We start from the raw sequence: 21,536 nt of genomic DNA, 5'->3' as shown, positions 1-21,536 counted from the left end.
TACATGGCAATGGATTTTAACGACTTACTCAACTTAATGAGTGAGAAAAAAGCATCTGACTTATTCATTACAGCAGGTGTTGAACCGTCAATGAAAATTAATGGACAAATCACCCCGGTTTCAAGCACCAAACTCTCAGGTGAAATTGTTCATCAACTAATTAGCTCAATCATGAGTGAAAAACAACGTGATGAGTTTAAACAAACGCACGAGTGCAACTTTGCGATTACCAACCGTGAGCAAAACAGACGTTACCGTGTCAGTGCATTCTATCAACGTGATTTCCCAGGTATGGTGCTACGTCGCATCGAACATAAAATTCCAACAGCCGATGAGCTTAGACTGCCGCCTGTTTTAAAAGATCTGGTGATGGCAAAGCGCGGCATCATCATCTTTGTGGGGGCGACAGGGACTGGTAAATCGACGTCTTTAGCTGCTTTACTCGGGCATCGTAATCAGAACTCTCGTGGTCACATCATTACCATTGAAGACCCGATTGAGTTTATACATCAACATGCGGGCTGTATTATTACCCAACGTGAAGTTGGCATTGACACAGACTCATTTGAAGTTGCGTTAAAAAACACATTACGTCAGGCACCCGACGTTATTTTAATTGGTGAGATTCGTACCAAAGAAGTAATGGACTATGCGATTGCCTTTGCAGAAACTGGACACCTTGTTTTAGCAACATTGCATGCCAACAATGCCAATCAGGCACTTGATCGGATTGTTCACTTCTTTGAAACAGAGCGACACGAACAAATCCACATGGACTTATCCCTAAACCTAAGAGGAATTGTGGCGCAACAATTAATTCCAACTGTCGATGGCAAATCTAGACGTGCAGCCATTGAAGTGATGATCAATAGTCCACTCATTTCCGACTATGTCCGCAAAGGTGAAGTCAGCGAAATTAAAGCTTTAATGTCACGTTCTCGTGAACTGGGCATGCAAACCTTTGATCAGGCGTTATTTGACCTCTATAAAGCAGGTGAAATTAGCTATAAAGATGCTTTACGCCATGCCGATTCACCTAATGATTTACGCCTACAAATCAAACTTTCAGAAGAAGGAAAAGACCAGCTCTTTTCAGCAGGCAACCACATTACATTTGATGGTCAATAAACCATTGTTTTATCCCATACAAAAATGCCTTCAATAAAGAAGGCATTTTTTATGGCTGCATATTATCTATGATGTCTACGCTTGTGTTTATGGCTATGCGATTTATTTGCAATCGCCGATCCACCTGCTGCACCAAGTGCTGCACCTACAGTTGAACCATTTCTGCCGCCAATATAACGACCAGCTTCATAGCCTGCTGCTGCACCCAAACCACCACCAACAGCGGCACGTTGACGATTATGCTTGTTTGCACCTACTGCTGAACCAACTGCACCGCCTGCTGCTGCACCAATGACACCACCAGTATTACCACCGACACTACGACCAACACTTGCGCCTGCTGCGCCACCTAATGCACCAACAATCGCACTTGAAGTTGTACTATTTGCATTTGCCATTGAAAATGGCGCAAATGCTAAAGTTGTTGCCAATAAAGCAATAATTTTTTTCATATCAATACTCCTATGGCTATTATTATGAAAGATTCATTGTGGAGAATCATGACAGAGAATGTAATTATTCGCTGTTTAAATATTTCCAAACATATACATAGATCAAAAAATATATGGCTTAGGCGTCAAATTGTCGTTTAAAAATAAATAGAGTGACTTACTCTCAATTAAATCTACGCCTCTATTTCTAAACTACAACCGATCAATAATCCCCTCCTGATACATCGCCTCTAACTCTGCATCACTTTTATAGCGACTGAGGATTTTAACTGTATGTTCTCCCAAACGTGGTGGTGCGTTTGCATATTCAACAGGCGTATCGGATAGCTTGATCGGTGAAGCAATCATTTTAAAATCCTGCTTTTGCTGATGAGGAAGATTCACCACCATTTCTCGCTCAATGACTTGTGGTTCATGCAAAGCTTCCTCAATCGAATTAATCATTCCGACAGGTACTTTTTTTGAATGGATACAATCCACCCAATATTGTGCCTCGTTTGTTAGAAAATGATCCTTTAATATTTGGATTAACTCGACCCGATGTGCAACCCGATCATAATTTGATAAATAGTGAGGATTTTCCAATAAATCCTCTCGCCCAATCGCAACACATAAGTCCTTAAATTGCTTATCATTTCCACAGGCGATAATAAATTCTTTGTCTTTGGCCTTAAATGTTTGATACGGCACAATGTTTGGATGCGCATTGCCCATCCTTACAGGTGATTTTCCTGTTGTAAGATAGTTCATGCCCTGATTTGCCAACCCTGCAATCTGCACATCCATCAGTGACACATCAATATGCTGCCCTTTGCCAGTAGACAGCCTTGACCATAACGCCGCCTGTATCGCAATCGTGGCATAAAGTCCTGTTTGAATATCGGTAACAGCAACGCCAACTTTTTGTGGCTCACCACTTTCTAAACTGTCTTTTTCACCCGTAATACTCATTAATCCCGTCATGCCCTGAATGATAAAATCGTATCCAGGTTCTTGCGCTCTAGGGCCTGTTTGACCAAACCCAGTAATCGAACAATAAATCAATCGTGGATTCACTTTCTTGACGCTTTCATAATCTAGACCATATTTCGCCAAAGACCCGACTTTATAGTTTTCAATCATGACATCGACATCTTTTATCATGTCTAAAATAAGTGCTTGTCCCTGCGATGTTGCAATATCAATTGCAACCGAGAACTTATTCCGATTCGCCGTCTGATAATACCCAGCTTCCTTGGTTGAATGTCCCTGATCATCTATCATCCAAGGTGGCCCCCACATACGGGTGTCATCGCCCACTTTGGGGCGCTCAATTTTTATCACCTCAGCGCCCAAATCAGCCAAAATTTGTCCACACCACGGCCCAGCCAAAACACGGCTTAAATCCAAAACTCTCAACCCAGTTAAAGCACCCATATTTCCTCCTTGAACAGATACGCTTTTATCCGATACCATTTTTGTGAACTTATGATTTTTGAGGGTCATATTGACGATCTTGAATAAATAATCCGGGTAGGACGCCTGCAATAAAATAAGCAACACCCATTACAATAAATGCCATTGCAAATGTTCCACCAGAAGCCAGAAAACCAATTGTGGCAGGGGCAATCGCGGCTCCAACTCGCCCAATATTGTAAGCACCGCCAATAGCGGTTCCTCGCACATCTGTTGAAAAAGATTCCGCCATATAAGTTGCGTTTACACCATATGGAATGCCATAAAGAAAACCAAAGGTCACCAACAAGTACAAAATATTGTCTGGTGTATTAAAGAAAATAATAACAGGGAGAAAAATTGCACTGGCTAAAGTGCCAAATACAAAGACCGCACGGCGATTAAATTTATCAGCCAGATAACCCGCTAAAATTTTCCCAAGAATCATGGCAGTATATGAACCCACCATATAACTGGTTAAAGATTTGAAGTTCATATGGACTTCTGTTTCCAGATAGCTTGGCATCCAGTTATTAATACCGTAATAGCCAAACTGTAAGAAAAATGCAGTCATCATCCACAATAAAAACATTTTACGATGCTTCAAATTCGTAAAGATTTGCTGATAAATGCCCTTTTTACTGGTCACATGCGTTTGCGCTACCTCAGGATTATTCACTTGAGAAGCTGCTATTTTTGTTAACTGCCAAGATTTTGGTTCAGGAACAAAACGCTGCAAAATAACATTAATCACGGCTGGAATAACGGTAATAAAAAATAATATCCGCCAACCATGTTCAGGAATAATCGCACCAGCCAACAATGTTGCCACGATATAACCAACGGTTTGCCCTGTTTGTAACGTACCTAATACTGTTGTGCGGTAGGATGTGGGTACATACTCAGCCATCAAGGTATTACACGCCATATATAAGGCGCCAATCCCCAGAGCGCCAATAAACCGAAGCGCCATAAACTGCTCAAAGCTGTGGGTAAACCCTAAAATACATGTTGCAATAGAAAAAAAAGTAACCGAATGGGCAATCGTTCTGACTCGTCCAAACCGATCACACGCCCAACCACCTAAAATTCCACCAATTCCCATCCCTGCCAAAGAAGCACTTCCTAAAGCGCCTGCCTGAAATGTTGATAACCCAAATTCTGCTTTCAAACTGGTCAAACTATAAGACAGCAACATAATATCAACACCGTCAACCACCATGGCAAAATATGCAAACAACAGTGCAAATTTCCATGTATTGGGTGTGATTTTCTCATACGTTCCAATATTTGAAGATAACGTAGGAGATAGACTTCCATTTGTTCCACTCAGATTTTTGTTCATCACGAACACCTCATTTGTCCCTAAATGAGTCGTGGTCATTCACCTACATCATGTGACTTTTTGCTTATTTTGATATTTCCATATCTGCAATTTCTCTCATCAACATACTGTTTATTCCGATGAATCCCTGACCATAACCATTCCATCTACATCGTTTTTAAACATAAGTTCCCTAAAGGCACCCTTAAGGAGCACCTCGTCTGTGGTTTCAATTCGTATTTTTAGATCATGAAGGTAATTTAATTTGCAAATGCAGCAATTCCAGTCTGCGCCCGACCTAAGATAAGTGCATGAACATCATGTGTTCCTTCATAAGTATTCACGACTTCAAGATTGACCAAATGACGGGCAACACCAAATTCATCACTAATGCCGTTCCCGCCCATCATATCTCTGGCAAGCCGAGCAATATCCAACGCTTTACCACAATTGTTCCGTTTAATCAGCGATGTTCCTTCTACCGCAGCAAGGCCTTCATCCTTCATTCGCCCAAAACGTAAAGCCACTTGCAACCCTAATGCAATTTCTGTTTGCATATCTGCCAGTTTTTTCTGAATAAGCTGATTTGCTGCCAATGGTCGTCCGAACTGCTTGCGGTCTAATGTATATTGACGTGCAGTATGCCAACAAAATTCGGCTGCACCCATCGCCCCCCATGCAATTCCATAACGAGCGCTATTCAGGCAGGTAAAAGGGCCTTTTAATCCGCGAACTTCAGGAAACGCATTTTCTTCAGGGACAAAAACATTGTCCATGACTATCTCACCTGTAATCGACGCTCTTAATCCAACTTTGCCATGTATCGCAGGTGCAGACAGGCCATCCCACCCTTTTTCCAAAATAAAACCTCGGATTTCGCCCACATTTCCTTCTGGTGAAACTTCTTTGGCCCAAACCACAAAAACATCCGCAATTGGACTATTGGTAATCCACATTTTTGCGCCCGTTAAACGATAGCCACCCTCAACTTTTTTAGCGCGCGTAATCATACTTCCAGGGTCAGATCCGTGATCTGGTTCGGTTAAACCAAAGCATCCGATATATTCACCTGCTGCAAGTTTAGGTAAATACTTCTGCTTTTGCTGTTCTGTACCAAACTCATAAATTGGCACCATGACCAAAGAACTCTGCACACTGGCCATAGATCGATAACCCGAATCCACACGCTCAATTTCACGGGCGATGAGTCCATAGCTCACATAATTGAGTCCTGCCCCCCCATATTGCTCAGGGATGGTTGGCCCTAATAAGCCTAATTCACCCATTTCCCGAAAAATTGCAGGGTCTGTTGCTTCATATCGAAACTGTTCTAACACACGAGGCATTAACTTATCTTGGCAATATCCAAATGCAGTATCTCGAATCATCCGTTCTTCTTCACTGAGTTGCTGCTCTAATAAAAATGGATCTTCCCAATTAAATTGCACTCGGTTTGATTTTTTATGTCCATTGATCATTTGATTCATTGTTCCGTCCTGATTTATGGTTCTCCTTTTATTGGATGCTACGATGCACAAAGCACCTCTGCAAACGATGATTTTTCATACACACATTCCATTTACGCATATCTTAATTAGGAAAATTTTAAATAAAATTTAAATCTATATATATTTCATGGCATTAATAACACCCAAGAAATAAGCCATTGCCAAACCATACGCAATATATGTTATTTCTAAATAGTTAAAACCTTTTTCGTCTATTACAAGGAACGTAATATGCGCAGGATGATTCCTTCTTTACAGTCATTAATTTGCTTTGAATCTGCGGCAAAACATAAAAGTTACACCTATGCCGCACAAGAGCTTTGCATTACCCAAAGTGCTGTTTCCAGACAAATTCAGCAACTCGAAGCATTTTTGAATATCGAATTATTTCATCGGACACGACATGGCGTCGAATTAACCCATGCGGGTGAACAATATTTTCAAAATATTAAATCTCATTTACTTGGTTTAGAACAAAATACGCTAGATCTTATATCGCACAAGGGACTCGGCGGGACATTAAAATTAGGGGTCGTTCCAACATTTGCTACGCGCTGGCTGTTACCAAAGCTATATTTATTTAATAAAATTTATCCCGAAATTACGATTCACCTTGAAACAAGTACCAAACCTTTTTTATTTAGTGAACATATTTTTGATGCAGCTATTTATGCAGGTACACCCTCACAAGTTGAAAATTGGCCGGGTGCAAAAATTCAATTTTTAATGCATGAAGAAGTGATTCCTGTCTGCTCGCCCAATCTGATTCAAAAATATTTTCCTCAAATTAAAATAGATCCCAATTCACCTGTTCAGTTACCCCCTGAACAACTTGGGCAACTACCACTTTTGCAGCAAACAACTCGCCCCTATATCTGGAAAGAATGGTTTACGGCAACTGGATATGACCATCCCTATGCGATGGAAGGTCAAAGACATGAGCTATTTTCAATGCTTGCCGTTGCAGCAACGCATCACATGGGGGTAGCGTTAATTCCTCAAATGCTTTTGGAAAAAGAACTTAAAAATGGTGAACTGGTCATTGCATCTGCATTTAGACTCGCCTCTTCCCGTTCTTACTATTTTGTCTATTCCGAACAACAAAATAATATTCTCATCCTCAAGTTTTTAGAATGGCTGAAGAATCAGGCACAATGCTATTTGCCTTTTGATATAGAAAACCCTTCACATGTTTAAAAATATTTTTCATTTAGATATGTGGTCAATGGGTTAAATATAATAATTATTAGATACACGTTATTTTGAGCGATAAGTAACTTATTAAGTTAAGCACTTTCAAAGACATGCTAAAAAGTAAGATTTTACAGGCAATAAAAAAGCCCTTAAGTCTTAGAATGCTTAAGGGCTTTTTAGATATTTGGTCCCGAGGGTCGGACTCGAACCGACACGTCCTCTCGAACAGTGGATTTTGAATCCACCGCGTCTACCAATTTCACCACCTCGGGATAAGTATGATTGGTTTGTGCTGTGTATATTACCGTTTTTAAAAAACTTGTCAACGACCCATTGATGTGGTTGATTATTTTTAACTCACATTTGTTTTTTTAGCTGAAAAAACCAGCAAAAATGCGACTTTTATACAAAACCGACTATACTAAGCCCAGTTTTTTACTCGTTTTAGACCATGCAACTTTCTGATTTTAGCTTTCATCTACCTGAGCAACTGATTGCTCGCTACCCTCTTTCCTCACGTAGTGCCTCTCGTTTATTACATTTAAACGCTCAGGGACAATACCATGACCGTATGTTCACCGATATTATCGACCTATTCGAGGAAGGTGACTTATTGGTGTTAAATGACACCAAGGTGATGAAAGCTCGCTTAAAAGGTAAACGTGCCAGTGGTGGTGCAGTTGAAGTTTTGGTAGAGCGTATGCTCAATCCAACTTTGGCACATTGTCATATTAAAGCCAGTAACTCACCCAAAGCAGGTACAGAACTGTTTATTGGGGCAGATCAAGTGCCTGTAACGGTTCAAGGTCGCCATGAAAACTTATATGTGGTTGAATTTTCTCAGCCCATTTTAGATGTGTTAGATCGTTATGGTCAGTTGCCGATTCCGCCTTACTTTAATCGTGAAGCAGAAGACATCGACACCGAACGCTATCAAACTGTCTTTCATGACCCAGAAAAAATTGCCAGTGTAGCCGCGCCAACAGCCAGCCTACATTTCGATGAAGCTTTATTAAAGCAGCTTGAAGAAAAAGGTATTCGAAAAAGTTTTGTGACTTTACATGTCGGTGCAGGCACTTTTATGCCTGTGCGTACCGACCAAATTGAAAACCACATCATGCACAGTGAATGGTGTAATGTTCCAGAGGAAACCGTTCAATTGATTCGGGAAACTCAAGCGCGTGGCAATAAAGTCATTGCAGTAGGAACAACCGCCACACGTGCCTTAGAAAGTGCGGCACAAGCACACGGTGGGAAACTGGCGGCTTGGACAGGTGATACACAGATTTTTATCTATCCAGGATATCAGTTCTGCGTGGTCGATCGTTTAATTACCAATTTCCATTTACCAGAGTCAACCTTACTCATGTTGGTTTCAGCACTATCAAACCAAGACTTTATTTTAAATGCCTATCATCATGCGGTTCAGGCGCAATATCGTTTCTTTAGTTATGGCGATGCCATGCTGATTGATAAAGCAGAACAAAAATAATCCGATAGATAACCGAGTTTTACCGATCATGCTTCTTTAAACAGGACATCATTCGGTATCGCTCGGTTATATATTTACAGATCACAACGGATTAAATAACAAAAATTTCAATATATCTCTTCTGTTTGAACATGACATCATGATTTTTAAACCTTCAATGGTATATCATGATCAACGAACTTAAACTTAGAAAAAAAATGCAACTAAGGAAACATCTATGGCTGAACGACTTCAACCCGTGACAAATCCCCCAGGTGAAAATGCATTATTTATGGTTTTATCCATTCATCAAAATAATGATGCTTTAGAGGGCGTTTTAGACTTTTCTGCTGGTTTTACAGCATTAATTCGTAGTTTAGACAAGCGTTTTCCACAAGCACATTTTAATGCCGTGATGGGATTTGGCTCTAATGCTTGGGATCGACTTTTCCCAGAACAGGCAAAACCGAAAGAACTCAAACCATTTCAAGAAATTCGAGGTGAAAAACATGTCGCTGTAGCAACCGAAGGCGACTTATTTTTCCATATCCGTGCAGACCGTCAGGATATCTGTTTTGAACTTGCATCGATGATTCATCAACAATTACAAGATATTACGACCTCAGTAGATGAAACACATGGCTTTCGTTACTTAGACGGTCGTGCCATCATTGGTTTTGTAGATGGCACTGAAAATCCTGAATTTCAGGAAGCCCGTGAATGGGCGGTGATTGGGGATGAAGATCCTGAGTTTAAAAATGGCAGCTATGCATTTACCCAGAAATATTTGCATAACATGGAAAAATGGCGTGCGCTTTCAACAGAAGAACAAGAAAAAGTAATTGGTCGACGTAAATTTGACGATATTGAACTCAGCGATGAAGAAAAGCCCAAAACTGCACATAATAATGTGAGTAAGGCGCATGATGCCGAAGGCAATGAATTGAAAATTTTACGTGCCAATGTTGCCTTTGCTCAACCTTCAAAAAATGAATATGGAACCTATTTTATTGGTTATGCACGTACTTTTAGCACTACATTAACCATGCTCAAAAATATGTTCACAGGCAATGAAGACGGCGCAGTTGATCGCTTGCTTGACTTTAGTACACCAATTTCAGGCTGTTTGTTTTTTGTCCCAACTTATGACTTTTTAGACAGTCTGGGCGACGAATAACGGTATTCTGCCCCCAACGATGCTGCAAATGACATTGAACCACCTTCAATCTATTTTGCGGCATCTCTTATTATTGTTTTAAACACAACCCGTAACCTCAAAAATAAAATCAATGAATTACTCAATTGAAAAAAAGTACTTCTCCATCATACTTTTTTAATGTCACTCTCGACAAATAGCGACCCAAAACGTATGCTTTTGAGCAAATATCAATTGATTCCTTTTATAAATTTTTAGACTAAAAATAATTATGCCTATCCAAATCGCCGAGCGTTTTTTGCATATTCGCCGTAAGAAAAACCAGCAAGTCATGCGGAATATTGCTCGGTTATGGCAAATTGAAAAAGAAGTTCATTCGGAGCAAGAACTCTTAGATCGGCTGCACCCGTGGGGTGAGATTCGAGATTTAAAGTTTTATAATGGCTTATCTTTTGTTCTTGGTATTTCAGGCGGTTTATGGCTCGTCTTTGGTTGGTTTCTGCGTCAGTATGTTCCTTTTCCATTGTGCCTGGTTGTCGGTAGTTTTCTTATTTTTATTGGCTACATCTGTTATGAACCTGATTATCCAATTACAGGTGTGGTTAAATTTTTAGAACAACGTATGATGCAATTGCGTTATGGGCTTAAATTTGGTGGCGTCCCCTCACACTTGCCTTCACATACCCAATCAATTTATTTACTCAGTCACCTCAAAAATCTATTTCCTTTATTTAATCAAGGTTCCAAGTCCAATCAAATCCACCGATATGCAGTAACAGACTGGCAACTTGAAGATAAAATCATTCCTATTTTGCTCTTTGAATATACCTATGTCACCGAACTGACCACCTCTGATGATGACGGTGATCAAGTTGTGTTAAAAAGCTTTGAGAAAAAGCTGTGGGGGGCGTTTATATTTGACGTTCCTGCATTCGGTTTAGCCATCAGCAACCAACACACAACTTTTAGCGAGCCATATACTGAACGCTGGTATAGCAGCGATATTGTGATGAATGAACAATTACAAATTTATGGTATTGACGCATTCAATACTGCAAAACAACTCAGTCCAAGCCTGACACTAAAACTAGATGACTTTTTTAAGCAGTTTAAAGGGGACCTAATCTTCCATGCCGATGAGCGTATTGCATGTTATTTAGGTGAACAAAATCTATTTACTGTCCAGAGTAAAAAAACCGAGATTCAAGAAATATCTCATTTACGTGGTCATTTACGGACATTAGGCATGTTAAACTACGAAAAATTTAAAATATTGATGCTAAAAATATTGTCATAATTAAAATTTGGAGTAGATATGGGTTTCGTTCTCTTTTTTGGTTTTTTCTTATTGCTTATTTTATGGGGAATTCTTATTCGAAATAAGATTATCCGTTACTTTAATGCCACACGTCGGGCGTGGTCAGATGTCACTAGCTTTGAATTGCAAAAAGTCAAAACACTTCATCATTTAGAACAAACTTTGCAACAATATACCCAGTTTGAACAAAATACTTTGGAAAAAGTGACTCAGCTTCGACAACACATCATGAATTTAAACCTGAATGACAGTGATATTTCACAGTTACAACAAGTTGAAAAACTTAATCAAGAGCTTCTACAAACGCTCCATGTTGTTGTTGAAAATTATCCCGATCTAAAAGCAGATCAACTTTATATTCAAATGATGCAAGAAATTCAGGAACAAAATGAAAATGTCGGAGCGGCAATTCATATCTTTAACCGCAATGTTGAAGTTTTTAATAATCAGATTCAAATGTTTCCAAACAATATCATCAATACCTTAATGTTATCTAAAAAAGCCATTCGCCCCTTTCACGATCCTATTATTCGTCAAAATTATGATTATCGCCCAAACTTTTAGATAACAATAAACCCCATCTCCAAAATGGTTTAATACGTGAAGTTTTATAAGCGAATTATCACAAATACCAGTAAGTTGCTTACAAAACAACTGAATAAATAGTAGCACTTCACGGCGGAATCAAGGAAAATATCGCACTTTTGTATGACATCAGCGAACTGTTTTTTCGCCTTGAGTGGATGAAAGATGAAATTTGAGAAATTAGGTCAGTCGGGACGTGCCCGTCGTGGTCGCTTAACTTTGGAACACGGTGTAATTGAAACACCTGTGTTCATGCCTGTGGGAACATATGGCACGGTGAAAGGCATGTTGCCTCGTGACATTGAAGATATTCAAGCCCAAATTATTTTAGGCAATACGTTCCACCTTTATTTACGTCCGGGTCTAGAAGTCATTAAAGAACATGGCGGACTTCATGGCTTTATGAAGTGGAATAAACCTATTTTAACCGACTCTGGCGGTTTTCAGGTCTTTAGCCTTGGCGCAATGCGCAAAATCAAAGAGGAAGGCGTAACCTTCCGTTCACCAATCGATGGTTCTAAAGTCTTTTTATCTCCTGAAATTTCAATGGAGATTCAAGACACATTAAACTCTGACATTGTGATGATTTTCGATGAGTGTACGCCTTACCCAGCAACACACGAAGAAGCACAAAAATCGTTACAACTGTCTTTGCGTTGGGCAAAACGCTGTAAAACCCATCATCATGATGTCTTGAAAAACAAAAATGCGTTATTCGGGATTATTCAAGGTGGGATGTATGAAGATTTGCGTGACGAATCTTTAAATGGTCTGCTTGAAGTCGACTTCGATGGTTACGCTATTGGCGGTTTATCCGTGGGCGAACCAAAAGAAGAAATGATCAAGGTGCTTGATTATTTACCGAATAAAATGCCACATGACAAACCTCGTTATTTGATGGGCGTTGGAAAACCTGAAGATATCGTTGAAGCGGTGCGCCGTGGTGTCGATATGTTTGACTGCGTGATGCCAACCCGTAATGCCCGTAATGGTCATTATTTTGTGACAGATGGCTTGGTGCGGATTCGTAATAGTCAATACCGTCATGATCAAAGTCCTTTAGACCCACATTGTGACTGTTATACCTGTAAAAATTTCACCCGTGCCTATCTGTTCCATTTGGAAAAATGTGGTGAGATGCTTGCCTCGATGTTGGGGACAATTCATAACTTGCGTTACTACCAACGCCTAACCGAAGCAATGCGCGATGCTTTAGATGAAGGTTCTTTTGATGCCTTTGTTACAGACTTTTATGCCCGCCGTGGTCTAGAAGTGCCGCCTTGCCCAGAAGACTAATTTTACAACATTTGCGCTTACTGCCAAGACAAGGTAAATTGCTCAATTAGTCAGTAAATTTCATTGATATTAGGAAACTCAGATGAGCCTATTTATTTCGACCGCTTACGCCGCTGAAGGTGCAGCACAACAACCAAGTATGTTTGCAAACATCGGTATGATTGTTGTTTTTGTTGCCATTTTTTACTTTTTAATCTGGCGTCCACAATCAAAACGTGCCAAAGAACACCGTAACTTAATTCAAAGTCTTGGCGTTGGCAGTGAAGTTGTTTTTGCGGGTGGTTTGATGGGCCGTATCACTAAAATTGAAGGTGATTTTGCCGTTGTTGAACTCAACCGTGGTAACGAAGTTAAAATTCAACGAGCAAGTGTTGTTTCTGTATTACCAGAAGGCACTTTGAACAGTCTTTAATTTTTCCAAGTCGTGCGAAAGCACGACTTTCTCATTTTAAGAAGATAGCAAATGCGTTACCCTGCATGGAAATATTTGCTGATAGTCTTTGTTCTGATTATCAGCACATTATACGCACTGCCAAGTTTGTACCCAGATGAACCTGCTGTTCAGATTTCAGGGGCGAAGGCTGGAACAAAAATTGACCAGTCAATCTTGCAAAAAGCAGAGCAAATTTTAAAAAGCCAAAATATCACAAGTCATGACAACAGCTTTACCAATAATGCTGCGTTGTTACGTGTGAATAATTCTGATGCCCAATTAAAAGCAAAAGATGCGCTTCGCCGTGAGCTTGGTGACCAATATGTTGTTGCACTAAACCTTGCACCAACCACACCAGAGTGGTTACAAAGAATTGGTGCTAAACCAATGAAGCTTGGTTTGGACTTGCGTGGTGGTGTTCACTTCTTGCTTGAAGTTGACATGGATAAAGCGATTGCACAGCGCATGGATACTTCTGCGACTGATCTGCGCCGTCAATTCCGTGATAACAACATCAAATTCAACAACTTGGCTTTAAGCAATAACATCATTACCGTCCAGTTTGCAAACAATGACGACCGTGATGCTGCAATGAGCTTCCTGCGTCGTAATGGCAATGAGTATACTCAACAAGCGATTGCAACAGACACAGGTTCAACTTTACGCCTGACTTATACAGATACACGCAGACAAGAAATCCAGTCGTATGCTGTAAATCAGAACTTAACGACGTTACGTAACCGTATTAACGAGTTAGGTGTTGCCGAAGCATTGGTTCAAACGCAAGGCAATAACCGTATTGTGGTTGAACTTCCGGGCGTACAAGACACAGCAGAAGCAAAACGTGTTTTGGGTCGTACTGCTAACCTCGAATTCCGCTTGGTTTCAGACCAAAATGATCAATATATTGACCCATATACAGGCAAATATAATGGTCAACCATTACCACCAGGAACAGAGCTTTTTGCTTACCAGTCTTTAGACAGTGGTCGTCAATTGCTTCTGAACCGTAATCGCATCTTAACAGGCGAACGTGTCCAAAATGCATCTTCTGGTTTAAGCCAAGATACAGGTGGCGCTGAAGTTAACATTACCCTCGACAGTGCGGGTGGTAAGTTAATGGCCGATGCAACACGCAGTGCTGTCGGCAAACGTATGGCAGTTTTGTTTATTGAAAACAAACAAAAAATCTCTTACGTGACCGATCCAAAAACACATGCACAAACCGAAGTTCGTACACCTTATACCGAATCTGTGGTGATTAATGCCGCAACTGTTCAACAGGTATTAGGTTCTCAATTTAGAATCACAGGCCTAAGCTCTCCTCAGGAAGCATCTGAATTGGCCTTGATGTTACGTTCGGGCGCACTTGCTGCACCAATGTACTTTGTTGAAGAACGTGTGGTTGGACCTAGCCTTGGTCAAGAAAACATCGACAAAGGGATTTTATCAACAGAAGTTGGTTTTATTCTGGTCGCAATCTGGATGGTGGTCTTCTTCCGTCTATTTGGTTTGATTGCCAATTTTGCCTTATTCGTCAACCTTGCCATGATCTTAACAGTGATGTCTTGGTTAGGCGCTTCACTGTCTTTACCGGGTATCGCAGGTATCATTATCACCATTGGTATGGCGGTCGATGCCAACGTCCTGATTTGTGAACGAATACGTGAAGAAATGAAATGGGGTGCATCGCCTAAACAGGCGATTGTGGCGGGTTATGATCGTGCCTATAACACCATCATTGACTCGAACTTGACCACATTTATTGTGGCATTCATCCTGTTCGCTATTGGCTCTGGCCCGATCAAAAGCTTTGCGGTCACACACATGATTGGTATTGTGTGTTCGATGTTTACTTCCATTACTGTGACACGTGCTATCGTCCAGTTAATTTATGGTAAACGCCGTAACTTGAAAAAGTTGAGCATTTAAGGAGATTCAAGATGACCAATGTGACTCAACAAAAATCAAAACAATACGGTCGCCCAGACAATGAGCGCGTCATTGATTTCATGAAAATCAGCAAGCCTGCTGGTATCGCATCTATTTTGATTACGATTGCCAGTATCTTTCTGATTGCCTTTCATGGACTCAACTTAGGTCTGGACTTCACAGGCGGGATTTCAGCCGAAATTACTTACCAAAAACCTGCCGATCAGGATCAGATTGTCAAATCTTTAGAAAATGCAGGTTTTCAACATGCCGTTGTGCAAACGCTGGGCAGTAACACTGACCTTTTAGTGCGTATGCCAGCGCAAAATGTGAAAGTTGAAGACTTAAGCAATACCTTGTCGAAAGTGGTTCAATTGCCAAACAATGTGGCAACGGTTCATAAGGTCGACTCGGTTGGTGGACAAGTCGGAAATGAACTTTATGTTCGTTCTGCGGGTGCTGTTGCATTGGCACTATTGCTAATGCTGATTTATGTCACCATTCGCTTTGAGTTCAAACTTGCTGTCGGTGCAATCCTTTCCCTATTCCACGATATTCTCGTAATTTTAGGTATTTTCGCACTGATGCAATGGCCTTTTGACTTAACAGTATTGGCTGCTGTACTTGCGGTGATTGGTTTCTCACTCAACGATAATATCGTTGTGTCTGACCGTATCCGTGAAAACTTCCGTAAAATTCGTGGCGCAAGCCCACGTGAAATTGTGGATATTGCCTTAACTGAAACTTTACGTCGAACTGTTCATACATCTATGACACTATTGCTGGTTGTCGTTGCTATGTTAGTGATGGGCGGTGAAGGTTTACGCTGGTTCTCTGTTGCCATGATTATTGGTGTTTTTGCAGGGACATATTCATCGATCTATATTGCAACAGCGTATGCATTATGGCGTGGTTTAAACCGTCAAGACTTTATTGTTCAGGTAAAACCTGAATTTGAAGATGAGCAACATATTCCTTAATTTGTCGTTCTCATGAAAACAGCATCCTCAATGGGTGCTGTTTTTTTATCGACCTAAAATTATCCACATTGAACAAAAAACTATCCACAATTGCCGATTTGTTATCCACAATGAAACATAATCTGCGGATATTCTGCTGTTTCCCGCCACGCAATGGTAAGCATCGCACCATGAAGCACTTGATGTTGATATCTGAAACACCCCAAGTCGGGATGCTGACATCTGCCCTGCATCTGTTCAAATTGAGTGTTAGTATTAAGCTGATTCAAACTCATCCGAATCCCTAATCCGCATGCTTTTAAAATTGCTTCTTTGGCTGTCCAGACCTGAAACCAGTAGGACGGATGGTAATCTGTTGCTTGCCAATGTTGGTATTCTTCAGGATGAAATGCATGTTGTGCCAAAGCATCAAAACGGACTTTACGCTGTAGCGATTCAATATCAATCCCAATATCTGCCAATGTCTGGCTCAGCGCTAAGGCATAGTGCTCTCGTCCATGCGAATGGTTAAAAGCAAGTTCTGGAAAATTTTGTAGAAAAGGTTTGCCATATTCCATGGTCGAAAATTGTAAAGCATCAGGTGTCACCCCAAGCTGTCTGGCTAACTGCTTTGCCCGATACACTTCTATATGTTGCTGCTGATATGCTTTTAAAACCGAACGGCTTACATCCTGTTGCGGTAATGGTGGAACAAGTTGGGATAATAACTGAAAATAAATATCGATTTGCTTTGTCACTACCCCAACTGCTCCTATATTTTAAAATTTAACTAGATCGCCTTTTAATGCAACGCCCGCAACTGCTGTACCTTTATGGCATTCATAAGTTGTGCTGCTATGGCTTTCATTGGCTTTATAGTAACTCACAATGTTGGTTACTGCATTGGCTCCACGATTTTTCGCTGCATTTTGCAACTGAATTAATGTAGAACGTAATACCCAGTCACACGAAGACTCTGCGGATTTAGCAAAACCATTGGTTTTTTTATTGGTCACAATTCCTTTTTGGAGAAGTTGCCCACCCGACTTTGTACCCGCCAAATAGAATTTAACTGACCCATCCAAAGTCCCATCTGCAACGGCACGTTGTACTGCTTCATTAAAATTAAGATTATGAATATCATCTGCTGCTTGAACGGCAACAGAAATACCCAAAGTCAGTGCTGTAGTAAGGATCAATTTTTTTATCATGATCATGTTCCTTTAGTTGTAACGTCGAAAAATCAAAGAGGTGTTAATACCACCAAATGCAAAATTATTGGTCATGACAGTCTGAGCCGCCATTTGTTTTGCTTGCCCCGTAATATAATCCAGTTCTCCACATAGCGGATCAATCTGATCCAGATTCAATGTTGGAATAAATTGTTGTCGCAATAGCATTTCTATGCTCAGCCATGCTTCAATGGTTCCGCATGCACCAAGTGTATGACCAAAGTAGCTTTTTAGAGAACTAATCGGTTTATAACCCATCACTTGTGCTGTAGCCTGCGTTTCTGCAACATCGCCATGATCCGTTGCTGTACCGTGAGCGTTAATATAATCTACTTTTTCGGCATCAATCTGAGCATCTTTTAATGCCAGTTGCATGCAACGTGCCATACTTTCATGGTCAGGTCGTGTTACATGTGTACCATCGGTATTACTCGCATAGCCGATTATTTCTGCATAAATTTTTGCGCCACGTGCCAATGCATGGTCTAGTTCTTCTAAAATTAAACATCCTGCGCCCTCACCCACCACAAGCCCATCACGTTTAGCATCAAAAGGACGAGGTGAGCGTTCAGGATGGTCATTCATGCCACTTGTGGCAAGTAAGACATCAAATATGCCTGCGCCCGGTGCGCTAAGTTCTTCTGCTCCACCTGCAAGCATCACAGTTTGCTTGCCATATTTAATTGTTTCATACGCCTGTCCAATAGACATTGAACCTGAGGTACAAGCACTCGAAGTGGGTAAAGATATCCCTTTGATTCCAAAGTACACGGTTATATTAACCAGACTGGTATGTGCCATCATACGTATATAGGTCGTGGCATTCATGAGATCCATGTCGCCATCTAATAACATTTTTCCCATTTCACAAACAGCATCAACGCTACCAGCAGACGAACCATAAGCCACACCGAGATCGCCACTTTGAATTATCGGATGCCCCAATAAACCAGCATCTTCTAACGCACGTTCAGCACTGATCACGGACATCAATGCCACCCGCCCCATGCCTCGGGTAACTTTGCGGTTAAAATGTTTAGGAACATCAAAATGGTCTACGGGTGCACCCAAGCGTGTACGTAAATCTGCATACTTGTCCCATTCATGCATATAACGTGTACCACTTTTCCCCCGAGCAAAATTTGCAAAGATTTCATCTGCGGTTTGCCCTAAAGCGGTAATTCCCGCCATTCCTGTCACAACAACACGCTTCACTAAATTAGGCCTCCATTGACAGAAATCACCTGACGGGTAATGTACGCTGCATCATCTGAGCACAAGAATTTTACAACACTTGCGACTTCATCGACTTGTCCCATCCGCTGCATAGGGATCATTTTTAACGCATGTTCCTTCACTTCTTCTGTGACCATTTCGGTTTCAATTAAACCTGGAGCAACGCAATTTACCGTGATCTTACGCTTCGCAAGTTCGAGCGCCAGCGCCTTACTCGCCCCAATCAATCCTGCTTTGGCCGCACTATAATTGACCTGACCACGGTTACCCATAATGCCAGAAACAGAGGAAATCGTGACAATACGACCACCTTTTCGTAGGTGAATCATCGGCATCACCAAAGGTTTGATGACATTATAAAAACCACCCAAAGAAGTTGAAATCACTTCATCCCAGTCATTGTCCGTTAAGGCTGGAAAAGCCCCATCATGGGTTAAGCCTGCATTGAGCACTACACCGTAAAATGCGCCATGCTGTTCAATATCCTGCTCCAAGCATGTTCGTACTGCTTCACGGTCATTTACATCAAACTGCAACGCATGGCTGTTTCGTCCAAGTGCCTGAATTTCATTTACAACGGTCTGGGCATCTTGCATACGTGAACGTGCATGAACCGTCACATCAAATCCTGCTTGTGCCAGTTGTAACGCAATGGCTCGACCAATACCTCGGCTAGAACCTGTCACCAAAATTCGTTTTGTCATTGAATCTTATTTTCCTAATTATGATTGTGCATGTGGCTGGTAAACACTTAACAATGCTGAAATACAATGCTGTTCGTACTGTAATTCGCATTGGAACTGACCTAAGCCTTCATGCAAATAAAGCTGCTGTGCCTTAATGGTTAAAACGGAACCTAATGTAAAATGTGACACAGGCAATTGCATTTTACGTGTCCCCAATAAATATCCCACCTGAGGTGGCTGTTGGCTTTCTTGGCCATGATGTCCAGCAAATACACTAATGGTTTGTGCCATAATTTCAATGGCAGACCAGCTCGGTAATCCTTGCGCTTCAAAAAACATGAGTTCGGGACGGACAGTTAATTGTGTTATTGCATAATCCTCACCAAACTCAACTACATGATCAACAAATATCATGGGTGCCTGATGTGGAATAAAGCAGGTTGCATCTTGTTTCATACCGAAAGACTTCCAAAAATTAAGCTGATATTGCTTCCGCCAAAGGCAAATGAATTACTCATGGCATAGCGTATTGGCTGAGTCACTTCAACATTTTGTACATAACGCTGATCTGCTAATTCAGGGTCAATTTCCCCAAACTGATGCAATGGCAACCAAGATTGATCTAGCAAAACCTGTTGGCAAATAAACGCTTCTAATGCACCTGCTGCACCTAAACAATGTCCAGTCTGATGTTTGGTACTGCTTAAGTTGACCTGATTTGATCCAAAGACCTGACGTACCGCTTTAATTTCCATGGCATCGTTTTGTGGTGTTGCTGTTCCATGCAAATTGAGATAATCAATCTGCTGTGCTGTCACACCCGCATTGTGTAATGCCTTTTGCATGGCTTGCTGTGCACCTCGCCCTTCAGGATGCGGTGCTGAAATATGCCATGCATCCATAGACTCGCCTGCACCCAATAACATCACAGGGGTGGCTTCTTTACTGAGCAAAAACAGACTCGCTGCTTCACCAATATTGATTCCATCTCGATCCACACCACATGGACGACAAATATCGTGCGCTAAACTATCCAGACTATAAAAACCATTGAGTGTGAGTTTACAGAGCGTATCCACACCGCCAACCAATACAGCATCGGCAAGATCTGCATTTAACAAACGCTGACCTGCGGCAAATGCCTTAGTACTTGAGGAACAGGCAGTCGAAATGGTGTAAGCCACGCCATGCCAATTTAAATACTGTTTGAGCCCTTGTGCCAGACTATTCATTTCCTGTTTTTGATAAGAAATTGGCAATCTAGACTCGCCCGAAAAATACTGGTGTAACGCCTCTTCATTATCGGCAATGCCAGACGTTGATGTCCCCACAATAATCGCTAAACGATGACTCGGAAATTGTTGTGTATAGGCACGAATCTGATCTTCAATTTGCTGTAAAGCTGTAATCGCCAAGCGTAAATTTCGGCAATCGAGGCGTTGTAATTGTTCATCAAATACAGTATTCGTCAATGCGCCTGTATAAGCACCCACCAAACAGGACTGCTCTAAAAGCAAATCCTGCCGTGCGGTTAAACAGCTTTGTTTTTGCGTCAGTGCGTGTCGTACATCGTATGCGGTTGTACCCAAAGCCGATAAACTCGCACTATATACAATCCCGACGGCATTCCCATGTTGAGTTTTCTGCGTCATCAATGGTCTACCTGTAATGCATCATCTATTGGGCTAAACACAATCGTGTACGGCACATGTAAATTTTCAAGTTGAATACTACGGTCAGCTTGTGGCTGAATATTCAAAACATGCTGCCCAGCAATATAAATCTGTTGCGTGTTGCCCTGTTGCAGTTGTTTTAAATCTGCCTGACCTGATGCGGCAAATTGCGGATAGGTTGCAAACAAAATATCTCGCACTAAAAAATCAAATGGCAATAAACGCATTTGAGAAATACGCTGCTCGACCTTGACCTTTTTCCCATCAAAATCCAGTTTAAATAATATCTGTCCCGTTAAACTCAAACCCAGCATGGATAAGTTTTTACCTTGCTGCTGCTGATACAACAAAAAGCTGAAACTCTGTTGCTTCCATTGCACCTCGACCTGATCTTGACGCTGATATTGCTGCGCCTGCCAGTGGGGGGAAACCAAGGCAGGAGCTGCTGGATAAAAGGTCTGACAGGCACTCACATTCAAGAGCAACCCAAACAGTACAATTTTTCCGAATCTCGGCATA

The 21,536-nt window shown here is 41.2% G+C and carries 21 protein-coding genes and 1 tRNA gene; 10 read left to right on the top strand and 12 right to left on the bottom strand.

Going from position 1 to position 21,536, the window contains the following annotated elements; genetic code table 11:
• Nucleotides 1–9: 9 nt before the first annotated feature.
• The gene (locus tag ABDV70_RS04005; RefSeq protein WP_343595958.1) at nucleotides 10–1,128 is read left to right on the top strand and encodes a PilT/PilU family type 4a pilus ATPase; all 1,119 of its coding nucleotides are present in this window, start codon (nucleotides 10–12) and stop codon (nucleotides 1,126–1,128) included.
• A 62-nt stretch (nucleotides 1,129–1,190) separates the two neighbouring features.
• Here the strand turns inward: ABDV70_RS04005 and ABDV70_RS04000 are convergent, their stop codons facing one another.
• The 4 genes from ABDV70_RS04000 to ABDV70_RS03985 all read right to left on the bottom strand — a co-directional run bounded on the left by ABDV70_RS04000 (nucleotide 1,191) and on the right by ABDV70_RS03985 (nucleotide 5,816).
• On the bottom strand, nucleotides 1,191–1,580 hold the full coding sequence (locus ABDV70_RS04000) for a glycine zipper domain-containing protein (RefSeq protein WP_343595617.1): 390 nt from the start codon (nucleotides 1,578–1,580) through the stop codon (nucleotides 1,191–1,193).
• Nucleotides 1,581–1,772: 192 nt separating this feature from the next.
• Entirely contained in the window at nucleotides 1,773–2,996 is a 1,224-nt protein-coding gene (locus ABDV70_RS03995) for a CaiB/BaiF CoA-transferase family protein (RefSeq protein ID WP_343595616.1), read from the bottom strand.
• A 49-nt stretch (nucleotides 2,997–3,045) separates the two neighbouring features.
• Entirely contained in the window at nucleotides 3,046–4,359 is a 1,314-nt protein-coding gene (locus ABDV70_RS03990) for an MFS transporter (protein WP_343595615.1), read from the bottom strand.
• 239 nt (nucleotides 4,360–4,598) lie between these two features.
• A complete protein-coding gene (locus ABDV70_RS03985) occupies nucleotides 4,599–5,816 on the bottom strand; it encodes an acyl-CoA dehydrogenase (protein ID WP_343595956.1) in 1,218 nt (405 codons plus the stop codon).
• A gap of 261 nt (nucleotides 5,817–6,077) precedes the next feature.
• Here ABDV70_RS03985 and ABDV70_RS03980 point away from each other — a divergent pair, with 261 nt between their 5' ends.
• Entirely contained in the window at nucleotides 6,078–7,043 is a 966-nt protein-coding gene (locus tag ABDV70_RS03980; protein ID WP_343595613.1) for a LysR substrate-binding domain-containing protein, read from the top strand.
• A gap of 182 nt (nucleotides 7,044–7,225) precedes the next feature.
• Here the strand turns inward: ABDV70_RS03980 and ABDV70_RS03975 are convergent.
• Nucleotides 7,226–7,312 (bottom strand) — tRNA-Leu (locus ABDV70_RS03975).
• 179 nt (nucleotides 7,313–7,491) lie between these two features.
• Between ABDV70_RS03975 and queA the strand changes: the two genes are divergently transcribed.
• The 8 genes from queA to secF all read left to right on the top strand — a co-directional run bounded on the left by queA (nucleotide 7,492) and on the right by secF (nucleotide 16,211).
• A complete protein-coding gene (gene queA, locus ABDV70_RS03970) occupies nucleotides 7,492–8,532 on the top strand; it encodes a tRNA preQ1(34) S-adenosylmethionine ribosyltransferase-isomerase QueA (RefSeq protein ID WP_343595611.1) in 1,041 nt (346 codons plus the stop codon).
• 217 nt (nucleotides 8,533–8,749) lie between these two features.
• Nucleotides 8,750–9,688 (top strand): Dyp-type peroxidase, encoded by a 939-nt coding sequence (locus ABDV70_RS03965; RefSeq protein WP_343595609.1) that lies wholly within the window; start codon nucleotides 8,750–8,752, stop codon nucleotides 9,686–9,688.
• Nucleotides 9,689–9,938: 250 nt separating this feature from the next.
• Complete coding sequence (locus ABDV70_RS03960) at nucleotides 9,939–10,964, top strand: hypothetical protein (protein ID WP_343595607.1); 1,026 nt, start codon at nucleotides 9,939–9,941, stop codon at nucleotides 10,962–10,964.
• Between the two features lie 18 nt (nucleotides 10,965–10,982).
• On the top strand, nucleotides 10,983–11,549 hold the full coding sequence (locus ABDV70_RS03955; RefSeq protein ID WP_343595605.1) for a LemA family protein: 567 nt from the start codon (nucleotides 10,983–10,985) through the stop codon (nucleotides 11,547–11,549).
• Nucleotides 11,550–11,735: 186 nt separating this feature from the next.
• Nucleotides 11,736–12,866, top strand: coding sequence for a tRNA guanosine(34) transglycosylase Tgt (gene tgt, locus ABDV70_RS03950; RefSeq protein WP_343595603.1), 1,131 nt, complete (start codon nucleotides 11,736–11,738; stop codon nucleotides 12,864–12,866).
• A gap of 82 nt (nucleotides 12,867–12,948) precedes the next feature.
• Entirely contained in the window at nucleotides 12,949–13,278 is a 330-nt protein-coding gene (gene yajC / locus ABDV70_RS03945) for a preprotein translocase subunit YajC (RefSeq protein ID WP_343595601.1), read from the top strand.
• Nucleotides 13,279–13,329: 51 nt separating this feature from the next.
• Nucleotides 13,330–15,231 carry a protein translocase subunit SecD gene (gene secD / locus ABDV70_RS03940; protein WP_343595600.1) on the top strand — a complete coding sequence of 634 codons (1,902 nt, stop codon included), beginning with the start codon at nucleotides 13,330–13,332 and terminating at the stop codon, nucleotides 15,229–15,231.
• An 11-nt stretch (nucleotides 15,232–15,242) separates the two neighbouring features.
• Nucleotides 15,243–16,211 carry a protein translocase subunit SecF gene (gene secF / locus ABDV70_RS03935; protein ID WP_343595599.1) on the top strand — a complete coding sequence of 323 codons (969 nt, stop codon included), beginning with the start codon at nucleotides 15,243–15,245 and terminating at the stop codon, nucleotides 16,209–16,211.
• A 101-nt stretch (nucleotides 16,212–16,312) separates the two neighbouring features.
• Here secF and ABDV70_RS03930 read toward each other — a convergent pair whose 3' ends face one another.
• Genes ABDV70_RS03930 through ABDV70_RS03900 form a run of 7 tightly spaced genes read right to left on the bottom strand, consistent with a single transcriptional unit; the run spans nucleotide 16,313 to nucleotide 21,535 of the window.
• A complete protein-coding gene (locus ABDV70_RS03930; protein ID WP_343595598.1) occupies nucleotides 16,313–16,948 on the bottom strand; it encodes a 4'-phosphopantetheinyl transferase superfamily protein in 636 nt (211 codons plus the stop codon).
• Between the two features lie 21 nt (nucleotides 16,949–16,969).
• Nucleotides 16,970–17,404, bottom strand: a complete 435-nt coding sequence (locus ABDV70_RS03925) for an excinuclease (RefSeq protein WP_343595954.1) — start codon at nucleotides 17,402–17,404, stop codon at nucleotides 16,970–16,972.
• Between the two features lie 9 nt (nucleotides 17,405–17,413).
• Nucleotides 17,414–18,637, bottom strand: a complete 1,224-nt coding sequence (locus ABDV70_RS03920) for a beta-ketoacyl-ACP synthase (RefSeq protein WP_343595597.1) — start codon at nucleotides 18,635–18,637, stop codon at nucleotides 17,414–17,416.
• A complete protein-coding gene (locus ABDV70_RS03915) occupies nucleotides 18,637–19,362 on the bottom strand; it encodes a 3-ketoacyl-ACP reductase FabG2 (RefSeq protein WP_343595596.1) in 726 nt (241 codons plus the stop codon). Before ABDV70_RS03915 ends, ABDV70_RS03920 begins: the two co-directional genes overlap by 1 nt.
• An 18-nt stretch (nucleotides 19,363–19,380) precedes the next feature.
• Entirely contained in the window at nucleotides 19,381–19,800 is a 420-nt protein-coding gene (locus ABDV70_RS03910) for a 3-hydroxylacyl-ACP dehydratase (RefSeq protein ID WP_343595595.1), read from the bottom strand.
• Entirely contained in the window at nucleotides 19,797–20,996 is a 1,200-nt protein-coding gene (locus ABDV70_RS03905) for a beta-ketoacyl-[acyl-carrier-protein] synthase family protein (RefSeq protein WP_343595593.1), read from the bottom strand. Before ABDV70_RS03905 ends, ABDV70_RS03910 begins: the two co-directional genes overlap by 4 nt.
• Nucleotides 20,996–21,535 carry a DUF3261 domain-containing protein gene (locus ABDV70_RS03900; protein ID WP_343595591.1) on the bottom strand — a complete coding sequence of 180 codons (540 nt, stop codon included), beginning with the start codon at nucleotides 21,533–21,535 and terminating at the stop codon, nucleotides 20,996–20,998. Before ABDV70_RS03900 ends, ABDV70_RS03905 begins: the two co-directional genes overlap by 1 nt.
• Nucleotide 21,536: the final 1 nt, after the last annotated feature.

The organism is Acinetobacter sp. (assembly GCF_039596015.1).
Lineage (GTDB): Bacteria > Pseudomonadota > Gammaproteobacteria > Pseudomonadales > Moraxellaceae > Acinetobacter.
Note: the sequence above shows the minus strand (reverse complement) of the source record. Positions and strands in the feature narration are given on the sequence as shown.

What these genes read in the sequence shown, in the direction of transcription:
- ABDV70_RS04000 (WP_343595617.1), bottom strand. Translation starts at nt 1,580, where the DNA reads ATGAAAAAAATTATTGCTTTATTGGCAACAACTTTAGCATTTGCGCCA.
- ABDV70_RS03910 (WP_343595595.1), bottom strand. Translation starts at nt 19,800, where the DNA reads ATGAAACAAGATGCAACCTGCTTTATTCCACATCAGGCACCCATGATA.
- secD (WP_343595600.1), top strand. Translation starts at nt 13,330, where the DNA reads ATGCGTTACCCTGCATGGAAATATTTGCTGATAGTCTTTGTTCTGATT.
- ABDV70_RS03965 (WP_343595609.1), top strand. Translation starts at nt 8,750, where the DNA reads ATGGCTGAACGACTTCAACCCGTGACAAATCCCCCAGGTGAAAATGCA.
- ABDV70_RS03955 (WP_343595605.1), top strand. Translation starts at nt 10,983, where the DNA reads ATGGGTTTCGTTCTCTTTTTTGGTTTTTTCTTATTGCTTATTTTATGG.
- ABDV70_RS03995 (WP_343595616.1), bottom strand. Translation starts at nt 2,996, where the DNA reads ATGGGTGCTTTAACTGGGTTGAGAGTTTTGGATTTAAGCCGTGTTTTG.
- ABDV70_RS03915 (WP_343595596.1), bottom strand. Translation starts at nt 19,362, where the DNA reads ATGACAAAACGAATTTTGGTGACAGGTTCTAGCCGAGGTATTGGTCGA.
- ABDV70_RS04005 (WP_343595958.1), top strand. Translation starts at nt 10, where the DNA reads ATGGATTTTAACGACTTACTCAACTTAATGAGTGAGAAAAAAGCATCT.
- ABDV70_RS03980 (WP_343595613.1), top strand. Translation starts at nt 6,078, where the DNA reads ATGCGCAGGATGATTCCTTCTTTACAGTCATTAATTTGCTTTGAATCT.
- queA (WP_343595611.1), top strand. Translation starts at nt 7,492, where the DNA reads ATGCAACTTTCTGATTTTAGCTTTCATCTACCTGAGCAACTGATTGCT.
- yajC (WP_343595601.1), top strand. Translation starts at nt 12,949, where the DNA reads ATGAGCCTATTTATTTCGACCGCTTACGCCGCTGAAGGTGCAGCACAA.
- ABDV70_RS03960 (WP_343595607.1), top strand. Translation starts at nt 9,939, where the DNA reads ATGCCTATCCAAATCGCCGAGCGTTTTTTGCATATTCGCCGTAAGAAA.
- ABDV70_RS03985 (WP_343595956.1), bottom strand. Translation starts at nt 5,816, where the DNA reads ATGATCAATGGACATAAAAAATCAAACCGAGTGCAATTTAATTGGGAA.
- tgt (WP_343595603.1), top strand. Translation starts at nt 11,736, where the DNA reads ATGAAATTTGAGAAATTAGGTCAGTCGGGACGTGCCCGTCGTGGTCGC.
- ABDV70_RS03905 (WP_343595593.1), bottom strand. Translation starts at nt 20,996, where the DNA reads ATGACGCAGAAAACTCAACATGGGAATGCCGTCGGGATTGTATATAGT.
- ABDV70_RS03990 (WP_343595615.1), bottom strand. Translation starts at nt 4,359, where the DNA reads ATGAACAAAAATCTGAGTGGAACAAATGGAAGTCTATCTCCTACGTTA.
- ABDV70_RS03900 (WP_343595591.1), bottom strand. Translation starts at nt 21,535, where the DNA reads ATGCCGAGATTCGGAAAAATTGTACTGTTTGGGTTGCTCTTGAATGTG.
- secF (WP_343595599.1), top strand. Translation starts at nt 15,243, where the DNA reads ATGACCAATGTGACTCAACAAAAATCAAAACAATACGGTCGCCCAGAC.